This window comes from Agrococcus sp. Marseille-P2731 (assembly GCF_900117395.1).
Lineage (GTDB): Bacteria > Actinomycetota > Actinomycetes > Actinomycetales > Microbacteriaceae > Agrococcus.
In genome coordinates this window covers 129,938-147,379 of sequence record NZ_FPEG01000002.1, presented here as the reverse complement: position 1 = coordinate 147,379, position 17,442 = coordinate 129,938, and the positions used below count along the sequence as shown (strand labels likewise).

Here is a 17,442-nt window from a genome sequence, read left to right as displayed (position 1 = left end):
ATGCGGTAGATTCGTGCAGTCCCGCTCGCGGGGCGCGCGGGCGTAGCTCAATGGTAGAGCCTCAGTCTTCCAAACTGATTACGCGGGTTCGATTCCCGTCGCCCGCTCCAGCAGCCTCCGCCACGGCTCGCCGACAGCGCAGTCCGATAGCGTGCCGGTGTGCAGTCCAGGCTCGTCTCCCGCCCGCGCGGCCGCGGTTCCAGCGCGCTGGGCGCATCGCTCGTCGCCGCCGTGGCGCTGTCGCTCGCCGCCTGCGTGGCGATGCCCGCCTCGACGCCCGCCGACCCGGCGATCCCCGCGACGCCGACCCCGGTGTTCACCGACCTCGCTCCCCCGCCGACGACGAACGGCCCGACCGAGCCGCCGGTGCCGACCACCGACCCCGGCGACTTCTCGTTCGGAGATGCGGCGACCATCCACACCTCGCACGGCTCGACCTGGGAGATCACGGCGACCGAGTCGACCGATCCCGCCGACAGCCAGGCCTCGCTGGGCTGCCAGGGCACGGGCGGATCAGCCGTGCCGCGCTCGGGCGAGCGCTTCGTCATGCTCGACCTGACGATCACCAACGTGGGCGTCATCACGACGCATCCGATGCACGACATGACCTTCGGCTACCAGCCCGACGGCGGGCCGATCTCCGACCAGAACTCCGCGGCGATCGCTGCGGCGCCCTTCGACCTGGGCTGCATCTGGGAGTTCGCGCCCGGGGACACGCAGACCGCGCAGGTGATGGTCGCGGTGCGCGAGGATGCGGCGACCACGGGCTCGTGGGTCATCAGCCCCGAGCAGAGCACGCAGGATGCGTCGACGCTGTACCGGTGGCGGTGAGGCGGGCTTCGGTCTCGTGACGCGTGCGGCTCCGCCGCGCGCTCCGGGTCCTGAGCCTGCCGAAGGGCGAGCTGCGGGCTACAGCTGGCAGCCGGGGCACCAGTAGAGCTTGCGCGCCTGCATCGTCTCGAGCGCGACGGCGGTGCCGCACCGCCGGCACGGCAGGCCTTCGCGCTTGTAGACCCAGTGGCGGTCGGCGCGGTTCGCGAGCGCCGCAGCGCGCTTGGCGCCGCGCAGGCCGTCGATCGTCAGCATCTGGCCCGTCTCGACGCCGATCCGCAGCAGCTTCACCCAGTCGCGCCAGAGCGCGCGCAGCTCGTCCTCCGTCACCCGACTGCCGGGCCGGTGCGGGTCGATGCGCGCGCGGAACAGCAGCTCGGCGCGGTAGACGTTGCCGATGCCCGCAACGACCGACTGATCCATCAGCAGCTGCCCGATCGGCTGGTTCGACCGCGAGGCGCGCGCGACGAACCGCGCCTCCGCCTTCGCCCTCGACTCGGTCGGCGCCTCGGGGTCGGGGCCCAGCCTCTGCGCCAGCGCCTGCACCTGGGCGGCCTCGAGCACCTCGCACACCGTCGGTCCGCGCAGGTCGGCCACTGCCGTCTCGGTCAGGAGCCGCACGCGCACCTGCCCCACCGGCTCCGGCGGGAAGTCGACCGGCTCGGCGAGGCTCTCGTGCTCACCGGCGCGCAGGCGCGCGAGCCGCGGCGCGCCGATCGACGCGATCGACTCCTCGTTCTCGCCCCGCGTGCCCGCGCCCACCGCGACGCTCTCCGGAGCCGCGACCCCGCGCATCCCCGTCTGCCCCATGCGCGCAGCGCCGACGGCGGCGCGCGAGGCGAGGATCGTCGGGTCGAGCGAGATCGCACCCGCGAAGTCCCAGGCGCCATAGATGCCCAGGTGCACGTGCAGCGTCGGCCCGGGCGCGCCCTCGTCGTCGCCCGCGAAGCCCAGCAGCAGGTGCTTGCCGATGGCCTGCGACGAGACGATCACGCGACCGTCGAGCTCGGCGGCGCCGACGTCGAAGCGCCCCTGCGGGCTCGAGACCGCCGCGCTGCGACCGACGAAGTTCGCGTCGAACTGCCGCGCGATGCGGTGGACGGAGTGGCCCTCAGGCATCGCAGGACCTCGGCATCAGAGGATCTCGTGGCCGGCGATGGCGCCCGTCGTCTCGTACTCCCCCAGCTGCGCGATGCGGCGCGCGTGCCGCCGCGCACCCGAGAAGGGGGTCCCGAGGAATGCGTCGATGATCGCGAGCATCTCCTGCTCCTCGTGCTGACGGGCGCCCACGGCGACGACGTTCGCGTCGTTGTGCTCGCGGGCGAGCTGCGCGGTCGCGAGGCTCCAGGCGAGCGCCGCCCGCACTCCCTCGACCTTGTTCGCTGCCATCTGCTCGCCGTTGCCGGAGCCGCCGAAGACCACGCCGAGCGCCTCGACACCTGCGCGCTGGTCGGCGACCACGGCGCGGGCGGCGTTGATGCAGAAGGAGGGGTAGTCGTCCTCGGCGTCATAGGCGCTCGGCCCGTGGTCCACGGGCTCGTGCCCCTGCTGCCGCAGGTGCTCCACGAGCCGCTGCGACATCTCGAAGCCGGCGTGGTCGGTGGCGACGTGGATGCGCATCAGGCGGATCCTCCGTCGCTCGGCGACATCTCGACGTCGAACTGCGGATCGCGCGTGCGCGAGCGCTTGAGCTCGAAGAAGCCGTCGATCGACGCGGCCGCGACGATGCCGTCGAACAGCCGCAGCGCATCCGCCCCCTTGGGCGCGGGGCTCACGACCGGCCCGAAGAAGGCGACGTCGTCGACCGCGATCACGGGCGTGCCGACGTCATCGCCGACGAGGTCGATCGCGACCTGGTGCGAGGCGCGCAGGCTCGCGTCGTGCTCGTCGGTCTCCTGCACGAGAGATGCGTCGACGCCGGCCTCTGCGAGCGCCTCGGCGATGAGCGCGTCGTCGTCCTTGCGCCCCTGGTGGTGGATGCGCTCGCCGAGCGCGTCGTACAGGGGCTTCACGACGGCGTCGCCGCCGGCCGCGCGGGCGGCGGTGACGAGGCGCGTGAGGCGCATCGAGCGCGGCATGCGCTTCGCGTACGCCTCCGGCAGGTCGCGGCCCTCGTTCAGCACGGCGAGGCTCATCACCTGCCAGTCGACCGCGAGGCCCCGCGCCTCCGCGACCTCGCCGAGCCACCGGGAGGTCATCCATGCCCACGGGCACGTCGGGTCGAACCACATCCGCACGCGCTGCGGAGCCTGCTGCTGAGCCTCATCCGTCATGGGTCGATCGTATCGACCAGCGGTCCCGCGGCGAGAGCACCGGCCCGGGCGACCGGACTACGCTGGACGCACCAGCACACCACTGCCGAAGGAGTCCAGCGTGCCCGGAGAGAACCTCACTCGCGTCGAAGCCCAGGAGCGCGCGGCGCTCGTGCAGGTCGAGAGCTATGCCATCGCCCTCGACCTCACCACCGGCGACGAGGTGTTCCGCTCGACCACGACGGTCAGGTTCACCGCCACCGAGGGCGCGTCGACGTTCATCGACCACATCTCCCGCACCGTGCACTCCGTGACGCTCAACGGCGTCGAGCTCGACGCATCGGCCGTGAACGACGGGGTGCGCATCCAGCTCGACGGCCTCGCAGCCGAGAACGAGCTGACCGTCGTCTCCGACGCCATGTACGTCAACACCGGCGAGGGCCTGCACCGCTTCGTCGACCCCGTCGACGGCGAGGTCTACCTCTACTCGCAGTTCGAGGTGCCCGACTCGCGCCGCGTCTTCGCGGTCTTCGAGCAGCCCGACCTCAAGGCCACCTTCGCCTTCACCGTCACCGCGCCCGCCGCCTGGCAGGTCGTCTCGAACCAGCCGACCCCCGAGCCCAGCATCGACGGCGACACCGGCGTCTGGGCCTTCGAGCCGACCCCGCGCATCTCGAGCTACATCACGGCGCTCGTCGCCGGGCCCTACACGGTCACGCGCTCCGAGCTCACCTCGCGCGACGGCCGCACCATCCCGCTCGGCATCTTCTGCCGCGCCTCGCTCGCCGAGCACATGGACGCCGACTACATCTTCGAGACGACCCGCAAGGGCTTCGCCTTCTTCGAGGCGCAGTTCGGCGTCGCCTACCCCTTCGCGAAGTACGACCAGCTCTTCGTGCCGGAGTTCAACGCCGGCGCGATGGAGAACGCCGGATGCGTCACGTTCACCGAGTCCTACGTCTTCCGCGCGCAGGTGACCGATGCCATCCGCGAGCGCCGCGTCGTGACGGTGCTGCACGAGCTGGCCCACATGTGGTTCGGCGACCTCGTCACCATGAAGTGGTGGAACGACCTGTGGCTCAACGAGTCCTTCGCCGAGTGGGCGTCGACGCTCGCGACGGCTGAGGCGACGGAGTGGACGGGCGCCTGGACGACGTTCCAGGCGATGGAGAAGACCTGGGCCTACCGCCAGGACCAGCTGCCCTCGACGCACCCGATCGTCGCGGAGATCCGCGACCTCGATGACGTGCAGGTCAACTTCGACGGCATCACCTACGCCAAGGGCGGCTCGGTGCTCAAGCAGCTCGTGGCATGGGTGGGCCTGCCGGCCTTCATGCAGGGCGTCGGCGCCTACTTCCGCAAGCACGCCTGGGGCAACACCGAGCTGAAGGACCTGCTGACGGAGCTCGAGGCCGCGAGCGGTCGCGACCTCGGCGAGTGGAGCGAGCTGTGGCTCGAGACCGCCGGCGTCAACACGCTGCGCCCGACGATCGAGACGACGCCCGACGGCATCATCACCGCCTTCGCGATCGAGCAGACGGCGCCGGCCGATCACCCGACGCTGCGCCCCCACCGCCTGGCGATCGGCTTCTACGACGAGAAGGGCGGCGCGCTGCGCCGCACCGAGCGCCTCGAGATCGATGTCGCCGGCCCGCGCACCGAGGTGCCGCAGCTCGTCGGCCACGTGCGCCCCGCGCTCGTGCTCATCAACGACGACGACCTCGCCTACGCGAAGATCCGCCTCGACGAGCGCTCGATGGCGGCGGCCCTCTCCGGCCTGCGCACCATCGAGGACCCGCTCGCGCGTGCCCTCGTCTGGGGCGCCGCCTGGGATGCGACGCGCGACGCGGAGACGCCCGCGAGCGACTACATCGACCTCGTGCTCGACAACATCGACGAGGAGACCGAGTCCACCACCATCCGCCTCGCCCTCGCACAGCTCGCGCAGGCGGCGCGCACCTACGTGCACCCCTCGCGCCGAGCGGAGACCATCGAGAAGGTGGGTGACCGCCTCTGGAAGCTCGCGAGCAAGGCCGACGACGGCTCGGACGCGCAGTTCCAGTTCGTCGGCGCCTTCGCCGCGCTCGCCTCGAGCACGAAGCACGCCGAGATCCTCCGCGGGCTGCTCGACGGCACGCGCACGCTCGACGGCCTCACGGTCGACAGCGACCTGCGCTGGCAGCTGCTCGACGGCCTCGTGCTGACCGGCGCCGCCGGCGAGGCCGAGATCGCCGCAGAGCTCGCGGGCGACGACACCGCGACCGGCCGCCAGTTCGCGGCGCGGGCCCGGGCCACCATCCCGACGCCCCAGGCGAAGGAGGCCGCCTTCGCGTCGGTCGCCGACGAGTCGGGCGCCTCGAACATGATCGTGCGCTACACCGGGCTCGGCCTGCAGCACGTCAACGACCCGGCCGCGCTCGCCGAGATCGTGACGCGCTACCACGACGCGATCCAGCAGATCTGGGACTCGCGCACGTACCAGGTGGCCGACGCGCTGCTCGTGGGCCTCTACCCCGCCGTCATCGCCAGCGAGGAGCTGGCGAGCGCGACGCGCGACTGGCTCGCCGCGAACGAGCCGGTGCCGGCGCTGCGCCGCATCATGGTCGAGCACCTCGCCGGCGTCGAGCGCGCGCTCGCTGCGCAGCGGCGAGACGCCTGATCGGAGGCGCGAGTGACTGAGGCGGGCACGGCTGCGACGAGCACGGCTGGCTCGGGCGTCGCCCGGGCGGGCGCAGCCGGCGAAGGCGTCGACTGGGCGGCGGTCGGCGCCTGGTGGGAGGCCTGGGACACGCCCATCGGCGTGCTGCTCGTGGTCGTCGGCGCCTTCATCGCCTACGCGATCCTGAAGACCGTGGTCCGCCGCGTCGTCGACGGCGTCGTGACGGGCGTCAAGCGCAAGGCCGACGCAGCCGACACCGAGGCGCTCGTCAACTCGCCGCTCGCGCAGGTGCGCGTCGTGCAGCGCACCCGCGCGATCGGCAGCGTGCTCAACACTCTCGCCGGGTGGCTCATCGGCGCCTTCGCGCTCATCCTGATCCTCAGCATCCTGGGCGTCGAGCCGGCATCGCTCGTGGCGATGGCCGGCTTCCTGGGCGCGGCGGCCGGCATCGGCGCGCAGGGCGTCATCAAGGACTTCCTGAACGGCCTCTTCATGGTCTTCGAGGATCAGCTCGGCATCGGCGACACCGTCGACCTGGGCGAGGCCTCCGGCGTGGTCGAGTCGGTCGGCATCCGCGTGACGCAGGTGCGCGACGTGAACGGCACGCTCTGGTACGTGCGCAACGGCGAGATCGTCCGGGTCGGCAACGAGTCGCAGGGCTGGGCTCGCGTGGTGATCGACCAGGCCGTGCCCTACGCATCCGACATCGACGCCGTGACGGATCGGCTGCTGCAGGTCGCGACCGACATGAGCGAGGATGTCGAGTGGCTCGGCCGCATCATTGACAAGCCCGAGGTGTGGGGCATCGAGTCGGTGTCCGCGGAGGCCGTGGTCATCCGCCTCGTCGTCAAGACCCGCGCGAGCGCGAAGTACGCGGCCGGCCGCGAGCTGCGGCGGCGCGTGAAGGAGGGTCTCGACGACCTGGGCGTCACGCTGCCCTCGCTGCAGAAGATCGTCGTCAAGGGCATGGACGAGGGCGCAGCGTGACGGGCTCGCGCGAGCAGACGCTCTTCGACGCGGTCGGCGGCGAGACCTTCTTCCGTCGCCTGGTGCACGAGTTCTACGAGCGCGTCTGGGCCGACGACGTGCTGCGCGCGATGTACCCGCAGGAGGACCGCGTCGGCGCCGAGGATCGCTTCAGCCTCTTCCTCATGCAGTACTGGGGCGGCCCCGGCACCTACAGCGAGCAGCGCGGGCACCCGCGACTGCGCATGCGCCACCTGCCGTTCCCCATCGACCACGACGCGCGGAACCGCTGGATCGCCAGCATGACCGCCGCCCTCGACGAGCTCGACCCCGCGCCCCTGCACCGGGCAGAGCTCGAGGACTACTTCGACCGCGCGGCCACCGCGATGGTCAACCACAACCCGCTCTTCCGCTGAGCGGTCCGCCGCACCGAGGAGGCACCATGGCCCACCACACCGACGCGCTCGTGATCGGCAGCGGGCTCTCGGGCCTCGTCGCCGCCTGCACGGCGCTCGACCGCGGCCGGACGGTCACCATCGTCGAGCAGGAGGGACCGCAGTCGATCGGCGGCCAGGCCTTCTGGTCCTTCGGCGGCCTCTTCCTCGTCGACTCCCCCGAGCAGCGCCGGCTCGGCATCGAGGACTCCCTCGAGCTCGCCTGGCACGACTGGGAGCACACCGCGGGCTTCGACCGCGAGGACGACGCCTGGGCGCGCCGATGGGCGGACGCCTACCTCGACTTCGCCCACCGCGACCTGCGGCCGTGGCTGCGCGAGCTCGGCGTCTCGCTCTTCCCCGTCGTCGGCCACGCCGAGCGCGGCGCGCGCACCGAGGGCGGGCACGGCAACACGGTGCCCCGCTTCCACATCGTCTGGGGCACGGGCCCCGGCATCGTCTCGCCCTTCACCCGGCAGCTGCGGGAAGCGGTGCGCGAGGGCCGCGCGCGCCTCGCGTTCCGGCACCGCGTGACGGAGCTCCTCGTGGAGGAGGGCCGCGTCGTCGGCGTCGCCGGCGACCGACTGGCCGAGGACGTGACCGTGCGCGGCGAGCCCTCGAGCCGCGAGGTCGTCGGCGACTTCGAGCTGCGCGCCGAGAGCGTCGTCGTCGCGACCGGCGGCATCGGCGGCGAGCTCGAGCGCGTCCGCGAGCTCTGGCCGGCATCGCTCGGCGCCGCGCCCACCCAGGCGGTGCGCGGCGTGCCGGTGCACGTCGACGGCTCCGGGCTCGCGCTCGCAGGCGAGGCCGGCGCGAGGCTCGTCAACGGCGACCGGATGTGGCACTACACCGAGGGCGTGGGGAACTGGGACCCGATCTGGCCCGACCACGGCATCCGCATCCTGCCCGGCCCCTCCAGCCTCTGGCTCGACCACCGCGGCCGCCGCCTCCCCTCCCCCAACTACCCCGGCTTCGACACCCTGACGACCCTCGGGCATTTGCGATCCGTCGGCGCGGAGCACTCGTGGTTCGTGCTGACCCAGTCGATCGTCGAGAAGGAGTTCACTCTCTCCGGCTCCGAGCAGAACCCCGACCTGACCGGGCGCAACCTGCGCCGGCTCGCGCAGCGCATCCTGCCCGGCGCGCCCGCGCCCGTGCAGGCGTTCCTCGACCACGGCGAGGACTTCATCGTCGCCGGCTCGCTCACCGAGCTGCTCGACGGCATGGAGCGCCTCGGCGCGAACGCCGACGGCACCACCATCGATCGCGCCGCCGTCGTCGCGGCGATCGAGGAGCGCGACGCCGCCGTCGCCGATCCCGACTCGACCGACCCCCAGGCGGTCGAGATCCGCCGCGCCCGCGAGTACATCGGCGACCGGCTCGTGCGCACCGCGCGCCCGCACCGCATCCTCGACGAGCGCCACTGGCCGCTCATCGCGGTGCGCCTGCGCACGCTGACCCGCAAGACTCTCGGCGGCATCCAGACCGATCTCGACTCGCGGGCGCTCGGCGCCGACGGCGAGCCGGTGCCGGGGCTCTTCGCGGTGGGCGAGGCCGCCGGCTTCGGCGGCGGTGGCGTGCACGGCTACCGGGCGCTCGAGGGCACGTTCCTGGGCGGATGCCTCCACACGGGCCTGCGCGCAGGTCGCGTCATCTGAGCCACGAGGAAGCGCCCCGTCCCTCACGGGAGCGGGGCGCTTCGTCGTGCGCGAGGCGTCAGCCTCAGCGGCTGAAGTTGCCTCGGTAGTGCTCGTAGACCCAGCCGATCATCGTGATGGCGAGCAGGCCGCCGCCGACCGGGAAGAGGAAGGTCGGCCCGGCGAAGCCGAGGAAGAGCAGCGCCAGCGCAGCCGCGAGCCCGATGGGCCACCAGCTCCAGGGCGCGAAGTGCCCCATCTCGGGATCGTCGTCGTCGAGCTCGGCATCCGGGCGATCCGCCGCGAACTCTCCCTGCTGCCCGCGGTAGACCAGCACGAGGTAGAAGCCGATCAGCGTCGCCAGGACGCCCGTGAGCGCCATGCCGAGCGTGCCGGTCCACTCGACCGTCCCCCGGTCGGCGAGGTGCCAGAGCGTGTACGCGGCGGCAGCCAGGTAGAAGAAGACGGAGATGATCCCCAGCAGGATGATGTTCGCCCGCATGTCAGCGCACCTCGTCCTTCGAGAGATCCTTGACCGGTCGATCCGGCGCGTCCTTCAGCGGGCCGACGCCCACCTGCATGCCGGCGTTCGGGTGGTGCAGGTCGAACGCGGGCGACTCCGAGCGGATGCGCGGGATCGAGTTGAAGTTGTGACGGGGCGGCGGGCAGCTGGTCGCCCACTCGAGCGAGCGGCCGGTGCCCCAGGGGTCGTCGACCTCGACCTTGGGCGCGGTGCGCGCGGTGATCCACACGTTCCAGAAGAACGGGATCATCGACGCCGCCAGGATCATGGCTCCGACGGTCGAGAGCTGGTTCATCCAGGTGAACCCGTCCTCGACGAGGTACGTGTAGTAGCGGCGCGGCATGCCGACGACGCCCAGCCAGTGCTGCACGAGGAACGTGACGTGGAAGCCGATGAACAGCATCCAGAAGTGCACGTGCCCCAGTCGGTCGTTGAGCATCTTGCCGGTCCACTTCGGCCACCAGAAGTAGAAGCCCGAGAACATGGCGAACACGACGGTGCCGAAGACGACATAGTGGAAGTGCGCGACGACGAAGTACGTGTCCGAGACGTGGAAGTCGAGCGGCGGCGAGGCGAGGATGACACCCGTGAGGCCACCGAACGTGAACGTCACGAGGAAGCCGAAGGCCCACAGCATGGGCGATTCCCACGTGATCGAGCCTCGCCACATCGTGCCGATCCAGTTGAAGATCTTCACGCCGGTCGGCACCGCGATCAGCATCGTCATGAGCGCGAACCACGGCAGCAGCACGGTGCCCGTGACGTACATGTGGTGCGCCCACACCGTCACCGAGAGCGCGGCGATCGCGATCGTCGCGCCGACGAGCGTGTTGTACCCGAAGATCGGCTTGCGGCTGAAGACCGGGATGACCTCGGAGATGATGCCGAAGAACGGCAGCGCGATGATGTAGACCTCGGGGTGGCCGAAGAACCAGAACAGGTGCTGCCAGAGCACGACGCCGCCGTTGGCCGGGTCGTAGACGTGGCCGCCCAGGATGCGGTCGATCGCGAGGCCGAAGAATGCGGCCGCGAGCACCGGGAACGCGATGATCACGAGGATCGACGTGACCAGGATGTTCCAGGTGAAGATCGACATCCGGAACATCGTCATGCCCGGTGCGCGCATGGTCATGATGGTCGTGATGAAGTTGACGCCACCCATGATCGTGCCGAAGCCCGACATGGCCAGGCCCAGCACCCACAGGTCGCCGCCCATGCCGGGCGAGAAGGCCTCGCTGCTGAGCGGCACGTAGCCGGTCCAGCCGAAGGACGCCGCGCCCTGCGGCGTCAGGAAGCCGGCCACAGCCAGCATCGAGCCGAACGAGAAGAGCCAGAAGGCGAGCGCGTTGAGCCGCGGGAAGGCGACGTCGGGAGCACCGATGTGCAGCGGCATCAGCACGTTGGCGAAGCCTGCGAACAGCGGCGTCGCGAACATCAGCAGCATGACCGTGCCGTGCATCGTGAAGAGCTGGTTGTACTGCTCCTCGGTCGGCACGACCTCCAGGCCCGGCGCGAAGAGCTGCGCACGGATCAGCAGCGCCATGACGCCGCCGATCAGGAAGAAGAGCACCGAGGTGATCAGGTACATGTACCCGATGGTCTTGTGGTCGGTGGAGGTGATCCAGCCGACGAGCACGTTGCCCTTGCGCTGTGCGCTCGGGCTGATCGGCGTCTGCGTCGTGCCGCGCGTGGCGGTGGCCGTCATCGGTCGTTCTCGCCTTCGTTGGTGGTGTCGAAGGCCTCGTCGGCCTCGGTGTCGACGTTGTCGTCGCCCGTGAACGGGTTGATCGACGCATCGATCGCGCCGACGTTGCCCGCGGCCTCGAGGGTCTCGAGGTAGGCGTCGTACTCCTCGGGGCTGACGAGCTCGACGTCGAAGAGCATCTGCGAGTGGTACTCGCCGCAGAGCTCGGCGCACTTGCCGGTCAGCGTGCCCTCCTGCGAGCCGGTCTCGAAGTACATGTGGTTCGTGAGGCCGGGGAGCATGTCCTTCTTGTAGAGGTACTCCACGATCCAGAAGGAGTGCGCGACGTCGCGGGCCTCGAGCGTGATCTCGATGCTCGAGTCGGTCGGCAGGTAGAGCGTCGGCAGCGACTCGGCGTCGATCTGGTTGCTCTCCGGGTCGACCTGCGCCTGCAGCCCCTGGAAGTAGACCGGGTCCTGACCCTCGCGCTCGTAGACGAAGTCCCACGCCCAGCGCTTGCCGTAGACGGTCAGCGAGTAGTCGGGGTCCTCGATCGGCTCCTCGATGGCGGCCTGGTCACGCGCGGTGAAGGCGAAGAAGCCGGCGATGAGGATGACGGGCACGATCGTGAAGAAGATCTCGAACGGCATGTGGTAGCGCAGCTGCACCGGCAGGCCGCTCTGGCCACGGCGGCGGCGGTAGGCGATGCCTGCCCAGATCATCAGGCCCCAGGTGATGAGCCCGACGCCCAGCAGGACGATCCACGAGGTCGTCCACAGACCCATGATGCGGTCGACGTGGTTCGTGAGGCCGGACTCCGACGGCATGTACCCCTGCAGCTGTGCCTGGGTGCATCCGGCGAGCGCCAGCGCCACCACTACGGCGAGCGGGGCCGCGATCCAACGAGATCGACGAGTGCGCAATGTCTTCCTCCGACTCTTGTGAACGTCTGCCTTCGATCCTAGTACCCACAGACGGCGCTCAGGCCCCTGCCACGCTCCCCACAAGGGGCAGTGGAAAGCGACACGCCGCCGATCCGAGGATCGACGGCGTGTCGCCGGAGGACGCGATAGCGCGCGCTAGTGGAACGAGTCGCCGCAGGCGCAGGAGCCCTCGGCGTTGGGGTTGTCCATCGTGAAGCCCTGCTTCTGGATGGTGTCCTCGAAGTCGATGGTCGAGCCGTCGAGGTAGGGCACGCTCATGCGGTCGACGATGACCTCGACGCCGTCGAAGTCGCGGATCGCATCGCCGTCGAGCCGGCGCTCGTCGAAGTAGAGCTGGTAGATCAGCCCCGAGCAGCCGCCCGGCTGCACCGCGACCCGCAGCCGCAGGTCGTCGCGACCCTCCTGGTCGAGCAGGCGGCGCACCTTGTCGGCGGCCGTGTCGGTGAGGTCGACGCCGTGCGTCATGACATCCGTCATCTCAGCTCCTCTCGAAAGCTCTCCGGGACCGCGGTCCCGTCGCCCTCCATGCTACTCGCGACCCTCGGAGACGCGCGAGAGCAGCAGCGCCTCGGCCGCGATCGACCTGCGCAGCACGCCGAGGTGCTGCGACTCGTTCGGGCTGTGCGCCATGGTCGCCGGGTCCTCGACGCCCGTCACCAGGATCTGCGCCGCGGGGAACTGCCGCACCAGGTCGGCGATGAACGGGATGGACCCGCCGATGCCGGCCTCGACCGGCTGTGCGCCCCACGCATCCGCCATGGCCCGCTTGACCGCGGTGGCGCCCCAGCCCGTCGAGTCGACGAGGAAGGGGTCGCCGAGGTCGATGCTGTCGTAGCCGACGTGCGCGCCGAAGGGCGCGTGCTCGGTGATGTGGCGCTGGAGCGCCTCGAACGCGTCGGCCGCCGTCTGCCCGGGCGCGATGCGGGCGGAGATGCGGAACCGGACGGTCGGCAGGATGGTGTTGGACGCGTCGGGCACCGCGGGTGCGTCGACGCCCGTGATGGTGATGGCCGGCTTGGCCCACAGGCGCGAGAGCACAGGGCCGGAGCCCACGAGGTCGACACCCTCGAGCAGGCCCGCCTCGGCCCGCACGTGCGCCTCGGTCTGCTCCGGCACGTCGAGGTCTGCCTCGGTGAGCCCCGCCACCGCGACGGAGCCGTCATCGGCCCACAGCGTGGCCGCGAGCTTGGCGAAGGCCATCATCGCGTCGGGCACCGCGCCGCCGAACATGCCGGAGTGGCTCGCGTGCTCGAGCGTCGTGAGCGTGACGTTGAACGCCGCGTTGCCGCGCAGCGCGACGGTGAGCGAGGGGATCTCCGTCGACCAGTTGTCGCTGTCGGCGACCACGATGAGGTCGGCGCTCAGCACATCGGCGTGCAGCTCGAGGAAGCGCTGGAAGGAGCGCGAGCCGTGCTCCTCCTCGCCCTCGATGAACAGGGCCAGGCCGACCTCGGGGTCGACGGTCTCTGCGAGGGCGCGGATCGCGGCGATGTGGGTGATGACACCGGCCTTGTCGTCGGAGGCGCCGCGCCCGTAGAGCCGGCCGTCGATCTCGGTCGGCTCGAAGGGCTTCGTGCGCCACAGCGCTTCGTCGCCCCAGGGCTGCACGTCGTGGTGGGCATAGAGGAGCACGGTCGGCTTGCCACCGCGGGCAGCGCGCACCGCGAGCACGGCCGGCTGGCCGAGCTGCTCGGAGTCGCCGATGGGCGCCCGCTCGATCGACACGCGCTCGAAGACGCCGGTGCCCTCGGCCAGCGCCGCGACGGCCTCGGCACTCGCCTGCACCTGCGCGGGGTCGTAGGCGTCCCACGCGACCGAGGGGATGCGCACGAGCGCCTTCAGATCCTCGACCGCGCGGTCGAAGCCGGCATCGACGGCGGCGAGGATGGCGCGGTCGCGCTCGGAGAGGGCGCTCGCGTCGGCGTCGCGCGAGGGCGCACTGGAGTCAGCATCGTGTGCAGTCATGCGCTCGATCCTAGGCGGCCGCCATGCGCCCGCGCGGCAGTACGATGGAGCGATCCCCCGCGACCGACTCGAGAAGGACCTCCCCGTGGCGCTGTTCAGCCGTTCTGACGACAAGGCTCCGATCGAGCCCCTGCAGGAAGGCCGCAGGACGCCGAAGCAGTCGGAGCAGGTCGCCCGCAACCGCCGTCCGCTCGTGCCGGAGGACCGCAAGGAGGCGCGCCGCCAGGTGCAGGACAAGATGCGCGCCGAGCGGCAGAAGGCGCGCGTCGGCTTCGAGCGCGGCGACGAGAAGTACCTGCCCCCGCGCGACAAGGGGCCGGTGCGCCGCTATGTGCGCGACTTCGTCGACGCTCGCCTCTCGATCGGCACCGCCGCGATGCCCGTCATGGTCGTCGTGCTCATCCTGACCTTCATCAACGATCCGCAGTGGCGCCTGATCGGCACCCTCGTGCTCTGGGCGTTCGTCGCGGTCGTCGTCCTCGACTCGGTGCTGATGGCATGGCAGCTGCGCCGCGCGGTGCGCGCCAAGTTCGGCGCGAAGGATGCGAAGGGGCACGGCTGGTACGCGGCCATGCGGTCGGTGCAGCTGCCGTTCATGCGGATGCCGAAGCCGCAGACGAAGCTCTTCCGCTACCCGGAGTAGGCCGCGGAGGCCGCTCAGCTGCTCAGGTTGAGGAGGCCGTGGTTGATCTCGCGCGCCCAGCCCGGGCCGCGATAGATGAAGGCCGTGTAGCCCTGCACGAGCGCCGCGCCGGCGGCGAGCCGCTCGCGCACGTCGTCAGCGGTCTCGACACCGCCGGCCGAGATCACGTCGATCGTCGCCGGCAGCGCCGCGCGCAGCCGGCGCAGCACCTCGAGCGAGCGAGGGGCGACCGGTGGGCCCGACAGGCCGCCTGCGCCTGCCTGTGCCACCGCATCCGCGCTGCTGCGCAGCCCCGCTCGGCTGATGGTGGTGTTGGTGGCGATGACGCCGGCGAGCTCGAGGCGCGCGGCCAGCTCGGCGATGCCCTCGACCTGCTCGTCGTCGAGGTCGGGAGCGATCTTCACGAGCACGGGCGTGGCGCCGGCCGCCCCGCGGATGGCGGCCAGGAGCGGCTCGAGCACCTCGGCATCCTGCAGGCCCCTGAGCCCCGGGGTGTTGGGCGACGAGACGTTGACCGCGAGGTAGTCCGCGACCGGGGCCACCAGGCGCGTCGACTGCAGGTAGTCGCGCTCGACGGCGGCGGTGTCCTCGGCGTCGACGACGCGGCTCTTGCCGATGTTGACGCCGATCACCGGGCGCGAGCGGGCATCGCGGGCGGCGGCGATGCGGTCGACGGCGGCTGCCGCTCCCCCGTTGTTGAAGCCCATCCGGTTGATGAGCGCGCGGTCCTCCGGCAGGCGGAAGAGCCGCGGCTGCGGGTTGCCGGGCTGCGGCTGCGCCGTGAGCGTGCCGACCTCGACGTGGCCGAAGCCGAGCGCGCCGAGCCCGGCGATCATGGTCGCATCCTTGTCGAAGCCGGCGGCGACGCCGAACGGCGTGGGGAACGCGCGGCCGAGCGCGCGGGTGCGCAGCGCGGGGTCGGTGCGCACGCCGGGTCGCGCGGCGCCGATGGCCCTGATCGCGGTCGCGCCGAGGTGGTGCGCCCGCTCGGGATCGACGCGGGTGAAGCCGTGCCGGAACAGCAGGTCGTAGGCGCTCATCCGGCGCCCCCCTCTGGACGGGCGGCACGGAGCGCGCCGATCGCCGCCTCGAAGTCGTCGAGCGAGTCGAAGTTGTTGTACACGCTCGCGAACCGCAGGTAGGCGACCTCGTCGAGCTCGCGCAGCGGCGGCAGCACCGCGAGGCCGATCTCGTTGGCGTCGATCTGGCTCGCGCCCGTCGCGCGGATGGTCTCCTCGACCGACTGCGCCACGCCCGCGAGATCGGCGTCGGTAACCGGACGCCCGCGCACGGCCTTGCGCACGCCCTCGATGACCTTCTCGCGACGGAAGGGCTCGAGCACGCCGGAGCGCTTCACCACCGAGAGGCTCGCGGTCTCGGTCGTCGTGAAGCGGCGGCCGCACTCGGTGCACTGGCGGCGACGACGGATCGACGTGCCGTCGTCGCTCGTGCGCGAGTCGACGACGCGAGAGTCGGGGTTGCGGCAGAAGGGACAGTGCATCAGCGCGCCCCGGTGCCGCCGGCGCCGCTGTCGAAGCGCGCTTCGATCGCCTCGCCATGCGCCGGCAGGCCTTCTGCGGCGGCGAGCGCCGTCACCTCGGCGCGCACGGCGGCGAGGGCGGTGCGGTCGTAGCGCACGACCTGCTGCGCGCGCAGGAAGGTCGCGGCGCCGAGGCCGGACACCCGGCGGGCCTGGCCGCCGGTCGGCAGCACGTGGTTCGATCCTGCCGCGTAGTCGCCCAGGCTCACCGGGGTGTCGGGGCCGAGGAAGATGGCGCCGGCGTGCCGAACCAGGGCGAGCACCGAGTCGTCGTCGCGCGTCATGATCTCGAGGTGCTCTGGCGCGTAGGCGTCGCTGACCCGAGCCGCGGCCTCGAGATCGGCGACCAGCACGATCGCTGACTGCTCCCCCGTGATCGCGGCGCGCACTCGCTCGGCTGCTTGCGTGGCTGCTGCGCGACGGGCGACGGATGCGTCGACGCGGTCGGCGAGGTCGGCAGAGTCGGTCACGAGCACGACAGAGGCGAGCTCGTCATGCTCGGCCTGGCTGACGAGGTCGGCGGCGACGAGCTCGGCATCCGCCGTGTGGTCGGCGATCACCAGGATCTCGGTCGGGCCGGCCTCTGCATCGACGCGCACGGTGCCGGCGACGACCCGCTTGGCGGCGGCGACGAAGACGTTGCCGGGGCCGGTGACCACATCGACGGGGTCGAGGCCGATCGCGGGCACACCGTGGGCGAAGGCCCCGATCGCGCCTGCGCCGCCCATCGCGTAGACCTCGTCGACGGCCAGCAGCGCGCACGCGGCGAGGATGGTCGGGTGCGGCAGGCCACCGTGCTCGGCCTGTGCAGGGCTCGCGACGGCGATCGAGCGCACGCCGGCTGCCTGCGCGGCGACCACGTTCATGACGACGCTCGAGGGGTAGACCGCCTTCCCGCCGGGCACGTAGAGACCGACGCGGTCGACGGGCTGCCAGCGCAGCTCGATCTCGGCGCCCTCGCCGAGGTGGGCGATCATCGGCGGCGGCACCTGGGCCTTCGAGCCGATGCGCACGCGATCGATCGTGGTCTCGAGCGCCGATCGCACGTCGGCGTCGAGCGCGTCCAGCGCGTCCGTCATCGCTGCCGCGGGCACGGCGATGGCGGCGGGGCGCACGCCGTCGAAGCGCTCGGCCTGCTCGACGAGGGCAGCGGCGCCTCGCTCGCGCACCGCGTCGATGAGCGCTGCTGCGGCTGCCAGGGATGCCGAGACGTCGACCGCGGGGCGCGGCAGCAGCGCACGGAGCTCCTGGTCGCCGGGCAGGGTCGTCAGATCGATTCGTCGGAGCACGGGTTCCATCGTAGATCGCTTGCGGGAGTGCCGATGGCGGATGGTCTCCACGAGGGGCGCCCGCGCTGTCGCACG

Annotated in this window: 17 protein-coding genes and 1 tRNA gene; 7 read left to right on the top strand and 11 right to left on the bottom strand. The window is 71.4% G+C overall.

Translation table 11 applies throughout. The features are described from left to right. Nucleotides 1-36 precede the first annotated feature (36 nt). Nucleotides 37-110: transfer RNA gene (locus BQ6202_RS04655), tRNA-Gly, on the top strand. A gap of 49 nt (nucleotides 111-159) precedes the next feature. Further along, a complete protein-coding gene (locus BQ6202_RS04650; RefSeq protein ID WP_072313324.1) occupies nucleotides 160-831 on the top strand; it encodes a hypothetical protein in 672 nt (223 codons plus the stop codon). A 78-nt stretch (nucleotides 832-909) separates the two neighbouring features. Here the strand turns inward: BQ6202_RS04650 and BQ6202_RS04645 are convergent, their stop codons facing one another. From BQ6202_RS04645 to BQ6202_RS04635, 3 genes are read right to left on the bottom strand one after another with little or no spacing between them, the layout of a single operon-like run. After that, the gene (locus tag BQ6202_RS04645; RefSeq protein ID WP_072313323.1) at nucleotides 910-1,950 is read right to left on the bottom strand and encodes an Fpg/Nei family DNA glycosylase; all 1,041 of its coding nucleotides are present in this window, start codon (nucleotides 1,948-1,950) and stop codon (nucleotides 910-912) included. 15 nt (nucleotides 1,951-1,965) lie between these two features. After that, a complete protein-coding gene (locus BQ6202_RS04640) occupies nucleotides 1,966-2,451 on the bottom strand; it encodes a ribose-5-phosphate isomerase (RefSeq protein WP_072313322.1) in 486 nt (161 codons plus the stop codon). After that, nucleotides 2,451-3,104 (bottom strand): mycothiol-dependent nitroreductase Rv2466c family protein, encoded by a 654-nt coding sequence (locus tag BQ6202_RS04635; protein WP_072313321.1) that lies wholly within the window; start codon nucleotides 3,102-3,104, stop codon nucleotides 2,451-2,453. Before BQ6202_RS04635 ends, BQ6202_RS04640 begins: the two co-directional genes overlap by 1 nt. Before the next feature lie 100 nt (nucleotides 3,105-3,204). Between BQ6202_RS04635 and pepN the strand changes: the two genes are divergently transcribed. Genes pepN through BQ6202_RS04615 form a run of 4 tightly spaced genes read left to right on the top strand, consistent with a single transcriptional unit; the run spans nucleotide 3,205 to nucleotide 8,800 of the window. Continuing rightward, nucleotides 3,205-5,742: an aminopeptidase N gene (gene pepN, locus BQ6202_RS04630; protein WP_072313320.1), complete on the top strand. Its 2,538-nt coding sequence runs from the start codon at nucleotides 3,205-3,207 to the stop codon at nucleotides 5,740-5,742. 12 nt (nucleotides 5,743-5,754) lie between these two features. Continuing rightward, entirely contained in the window at nucleotides 5,755-6,729 is a 975-nt protein-coding gene (locus BQ6202_RS04625; RefSeq protein WP_072313319.1) for a mechanosensitive ion channel family protein, read from the top strand. Further along, complete coding sequence (locus tag BQ6202_RS04620) at nucleotides 6,726-7,124, top strand: globin (RefSeq protein ID WP_072313318.1); 399 nt, start codon at nucleotides 6,726-6,728, stop codon at nucleotides 7,122-7,124. The genes BQ6202_RS04625 and BQ6202_RS04620 overlap by 4 nt, the downstream gene beginning before the upstream one ends. Before the next feature lie 26 nt (nucleotides 7,125-7,150). Continuing rightward, nucleotides 7,151-8,800 carry an FAD-binding dehydrogenase gene (locus BQ6202_RS04615; RefSeq protein ID WP_072313317.1) on the top strand — a complete coding sequence of 550 codons (1,650 nt, stop codon included), beginning with the start codon at nucleotides 7,151-7,153 and terminating at the stop codon, nucleotides 8,798-8,800. Between the two features lie 64 nt (nucleotides 8,801-8,864). Here the strand turns inward: BQ6202_RS04615 and ctaF are convergent, their stop codons facing one another. The 5 genes from ctaF to BQ6202_RS04590 form a co-directional block, all read right to left on the bottom strand. Beyond that, complete coding sequence (ctaF, locus tag BQ6202_RS04610; RefSeq protein WP_072313316.1) at nucleotides 8,865-9,281, bottom strand: aa3-type cytochrome oxidase subunit IV; 417 nt, start codon at nucleotides 9,279-9,281, stop codon at nucleotides 8,865-8,867. A gap of 1 nt (nucleotide 9,282) precedes the next feature. Beyond that, a complete protein-coding gene (ctaD, locus tag BQ6202_RS04605; protein WP_072313315.1) occupies nucleotides 9,283-11,007 on the bottom strand; it encodes an aa3-type cytochrome oxidase subunit I in 1,725 nt (574 codons plus the stop codon). Beyond that, complete coding sequence (gene ctaC, locus BQ6202_RS04600) at nucleotides 11,004-11,909, bottom strand: aa3-type cytochrome oxidase subunit II (RefSeq protein ID WP_072313314.1); 906 nt, start codon at nucleotides 11,907-11,909, stop codon at nucleotides 11,004-11,006. The genes ctaD and ctaC overlap by 4 nt, the downstream gene beginning before the upstream one ends. Before the next feature lie 156 nt (nucleotides 11,910-12,065). Further along, complete coding sequence (locus tag BQ6202_RS04595) at nucleotides 12,066-12,407, bottom strand: HesB/IscA family protein (RefSeq protein ID WP_072313313.1); 342 nt, start codon at nucleotides 12,405-12,407, stop codon at nucleotides 12,066-12,068. A 51-nt stretch (nucleotides 12,408-12,458) separates the two neighbouring features. Then, nucleotides 12,459-13,895, bottom strand: a complete 1,437-nt coding sequence (locus BQ6202_RS04590) for a dipeptidase (RefSeq protein WP_072313312.1) — start codon at nucleotides 13,893-13,895, stop codon at nucleotides 12,459-12,461. A gap of 85 nt (nucleotides 13,896-13,980) precedes the next feature. Between BQ6202_RS04590 and BQ6202_RS04585 the strand changes: the two genes are divergently transcribed. After that, a complete protein-coding gene (locus tag BQ6202_RS04585; RefSeq protein ID WP_072313918.1) occupies nucleotides 13,981-14,538 on the top strand; it encodes a DUF3043 domain-containing protein in 558 nt (185 codons plus the stop codon). A 14-nt stretch (nucleotides 14,539-14,552) separates the two neighbouring features. Here the strand turns inward: BQ6202_RS04585 and BQ6202_RS04580 are convergent, their stop codons facing one another. Genes BQ6202_RS04580 through hisD form a run of 3 tightly spaced genes read right to left on the bottom strand, consistent with a single transcriptional unit; the run spans nucleotide 14,553 to nucleotide 17,367 of the window. Then, nucleotides 14,553-15,578: a quinone-dependent dihydroorotate dehydrogenase gene (locus BQ6202_RS04580; RefSeq protein WP_072313311.1), complete on the bottom strand. Its 1,026-nt coding sequence runs from the start codon at nucleotides 15,576-15,578 to the stop codon at nucleotides 14,553-14,555. Then, on the bottom strand, nucleotides 15,575-16,039 hold the full coding sequence (nrdR, locus tag BQ6202_RS04575) for a transcriptional regulator NrdR (RefSeq protein WP_072313310.1): 465 nt from the start codon (nucleotides 16,037-16,039) through the stop codon (nucleotides 15,575-15,577). The genes BQ6202_RS04580 and nrdR overlap by 4 nt, the downstream gene beginning before the upstream one ends. Then, a complete protein-coding gene (gene hisD, locus BQ6202_RS04570; RefSeq protein WP_072313309.1) occupies nucleotides 16,039-17,367 on the bottom strand; it encodes a histidinol dehydrogenase in 1,329 nt (442 codons plus the stop codon). The genes nrdR and hisD overlap by 1 nt, the downstream gene beginning before the upstream one ends. Nucleotides 17,368-17,442: the final 75 nt, after the last annotated feature.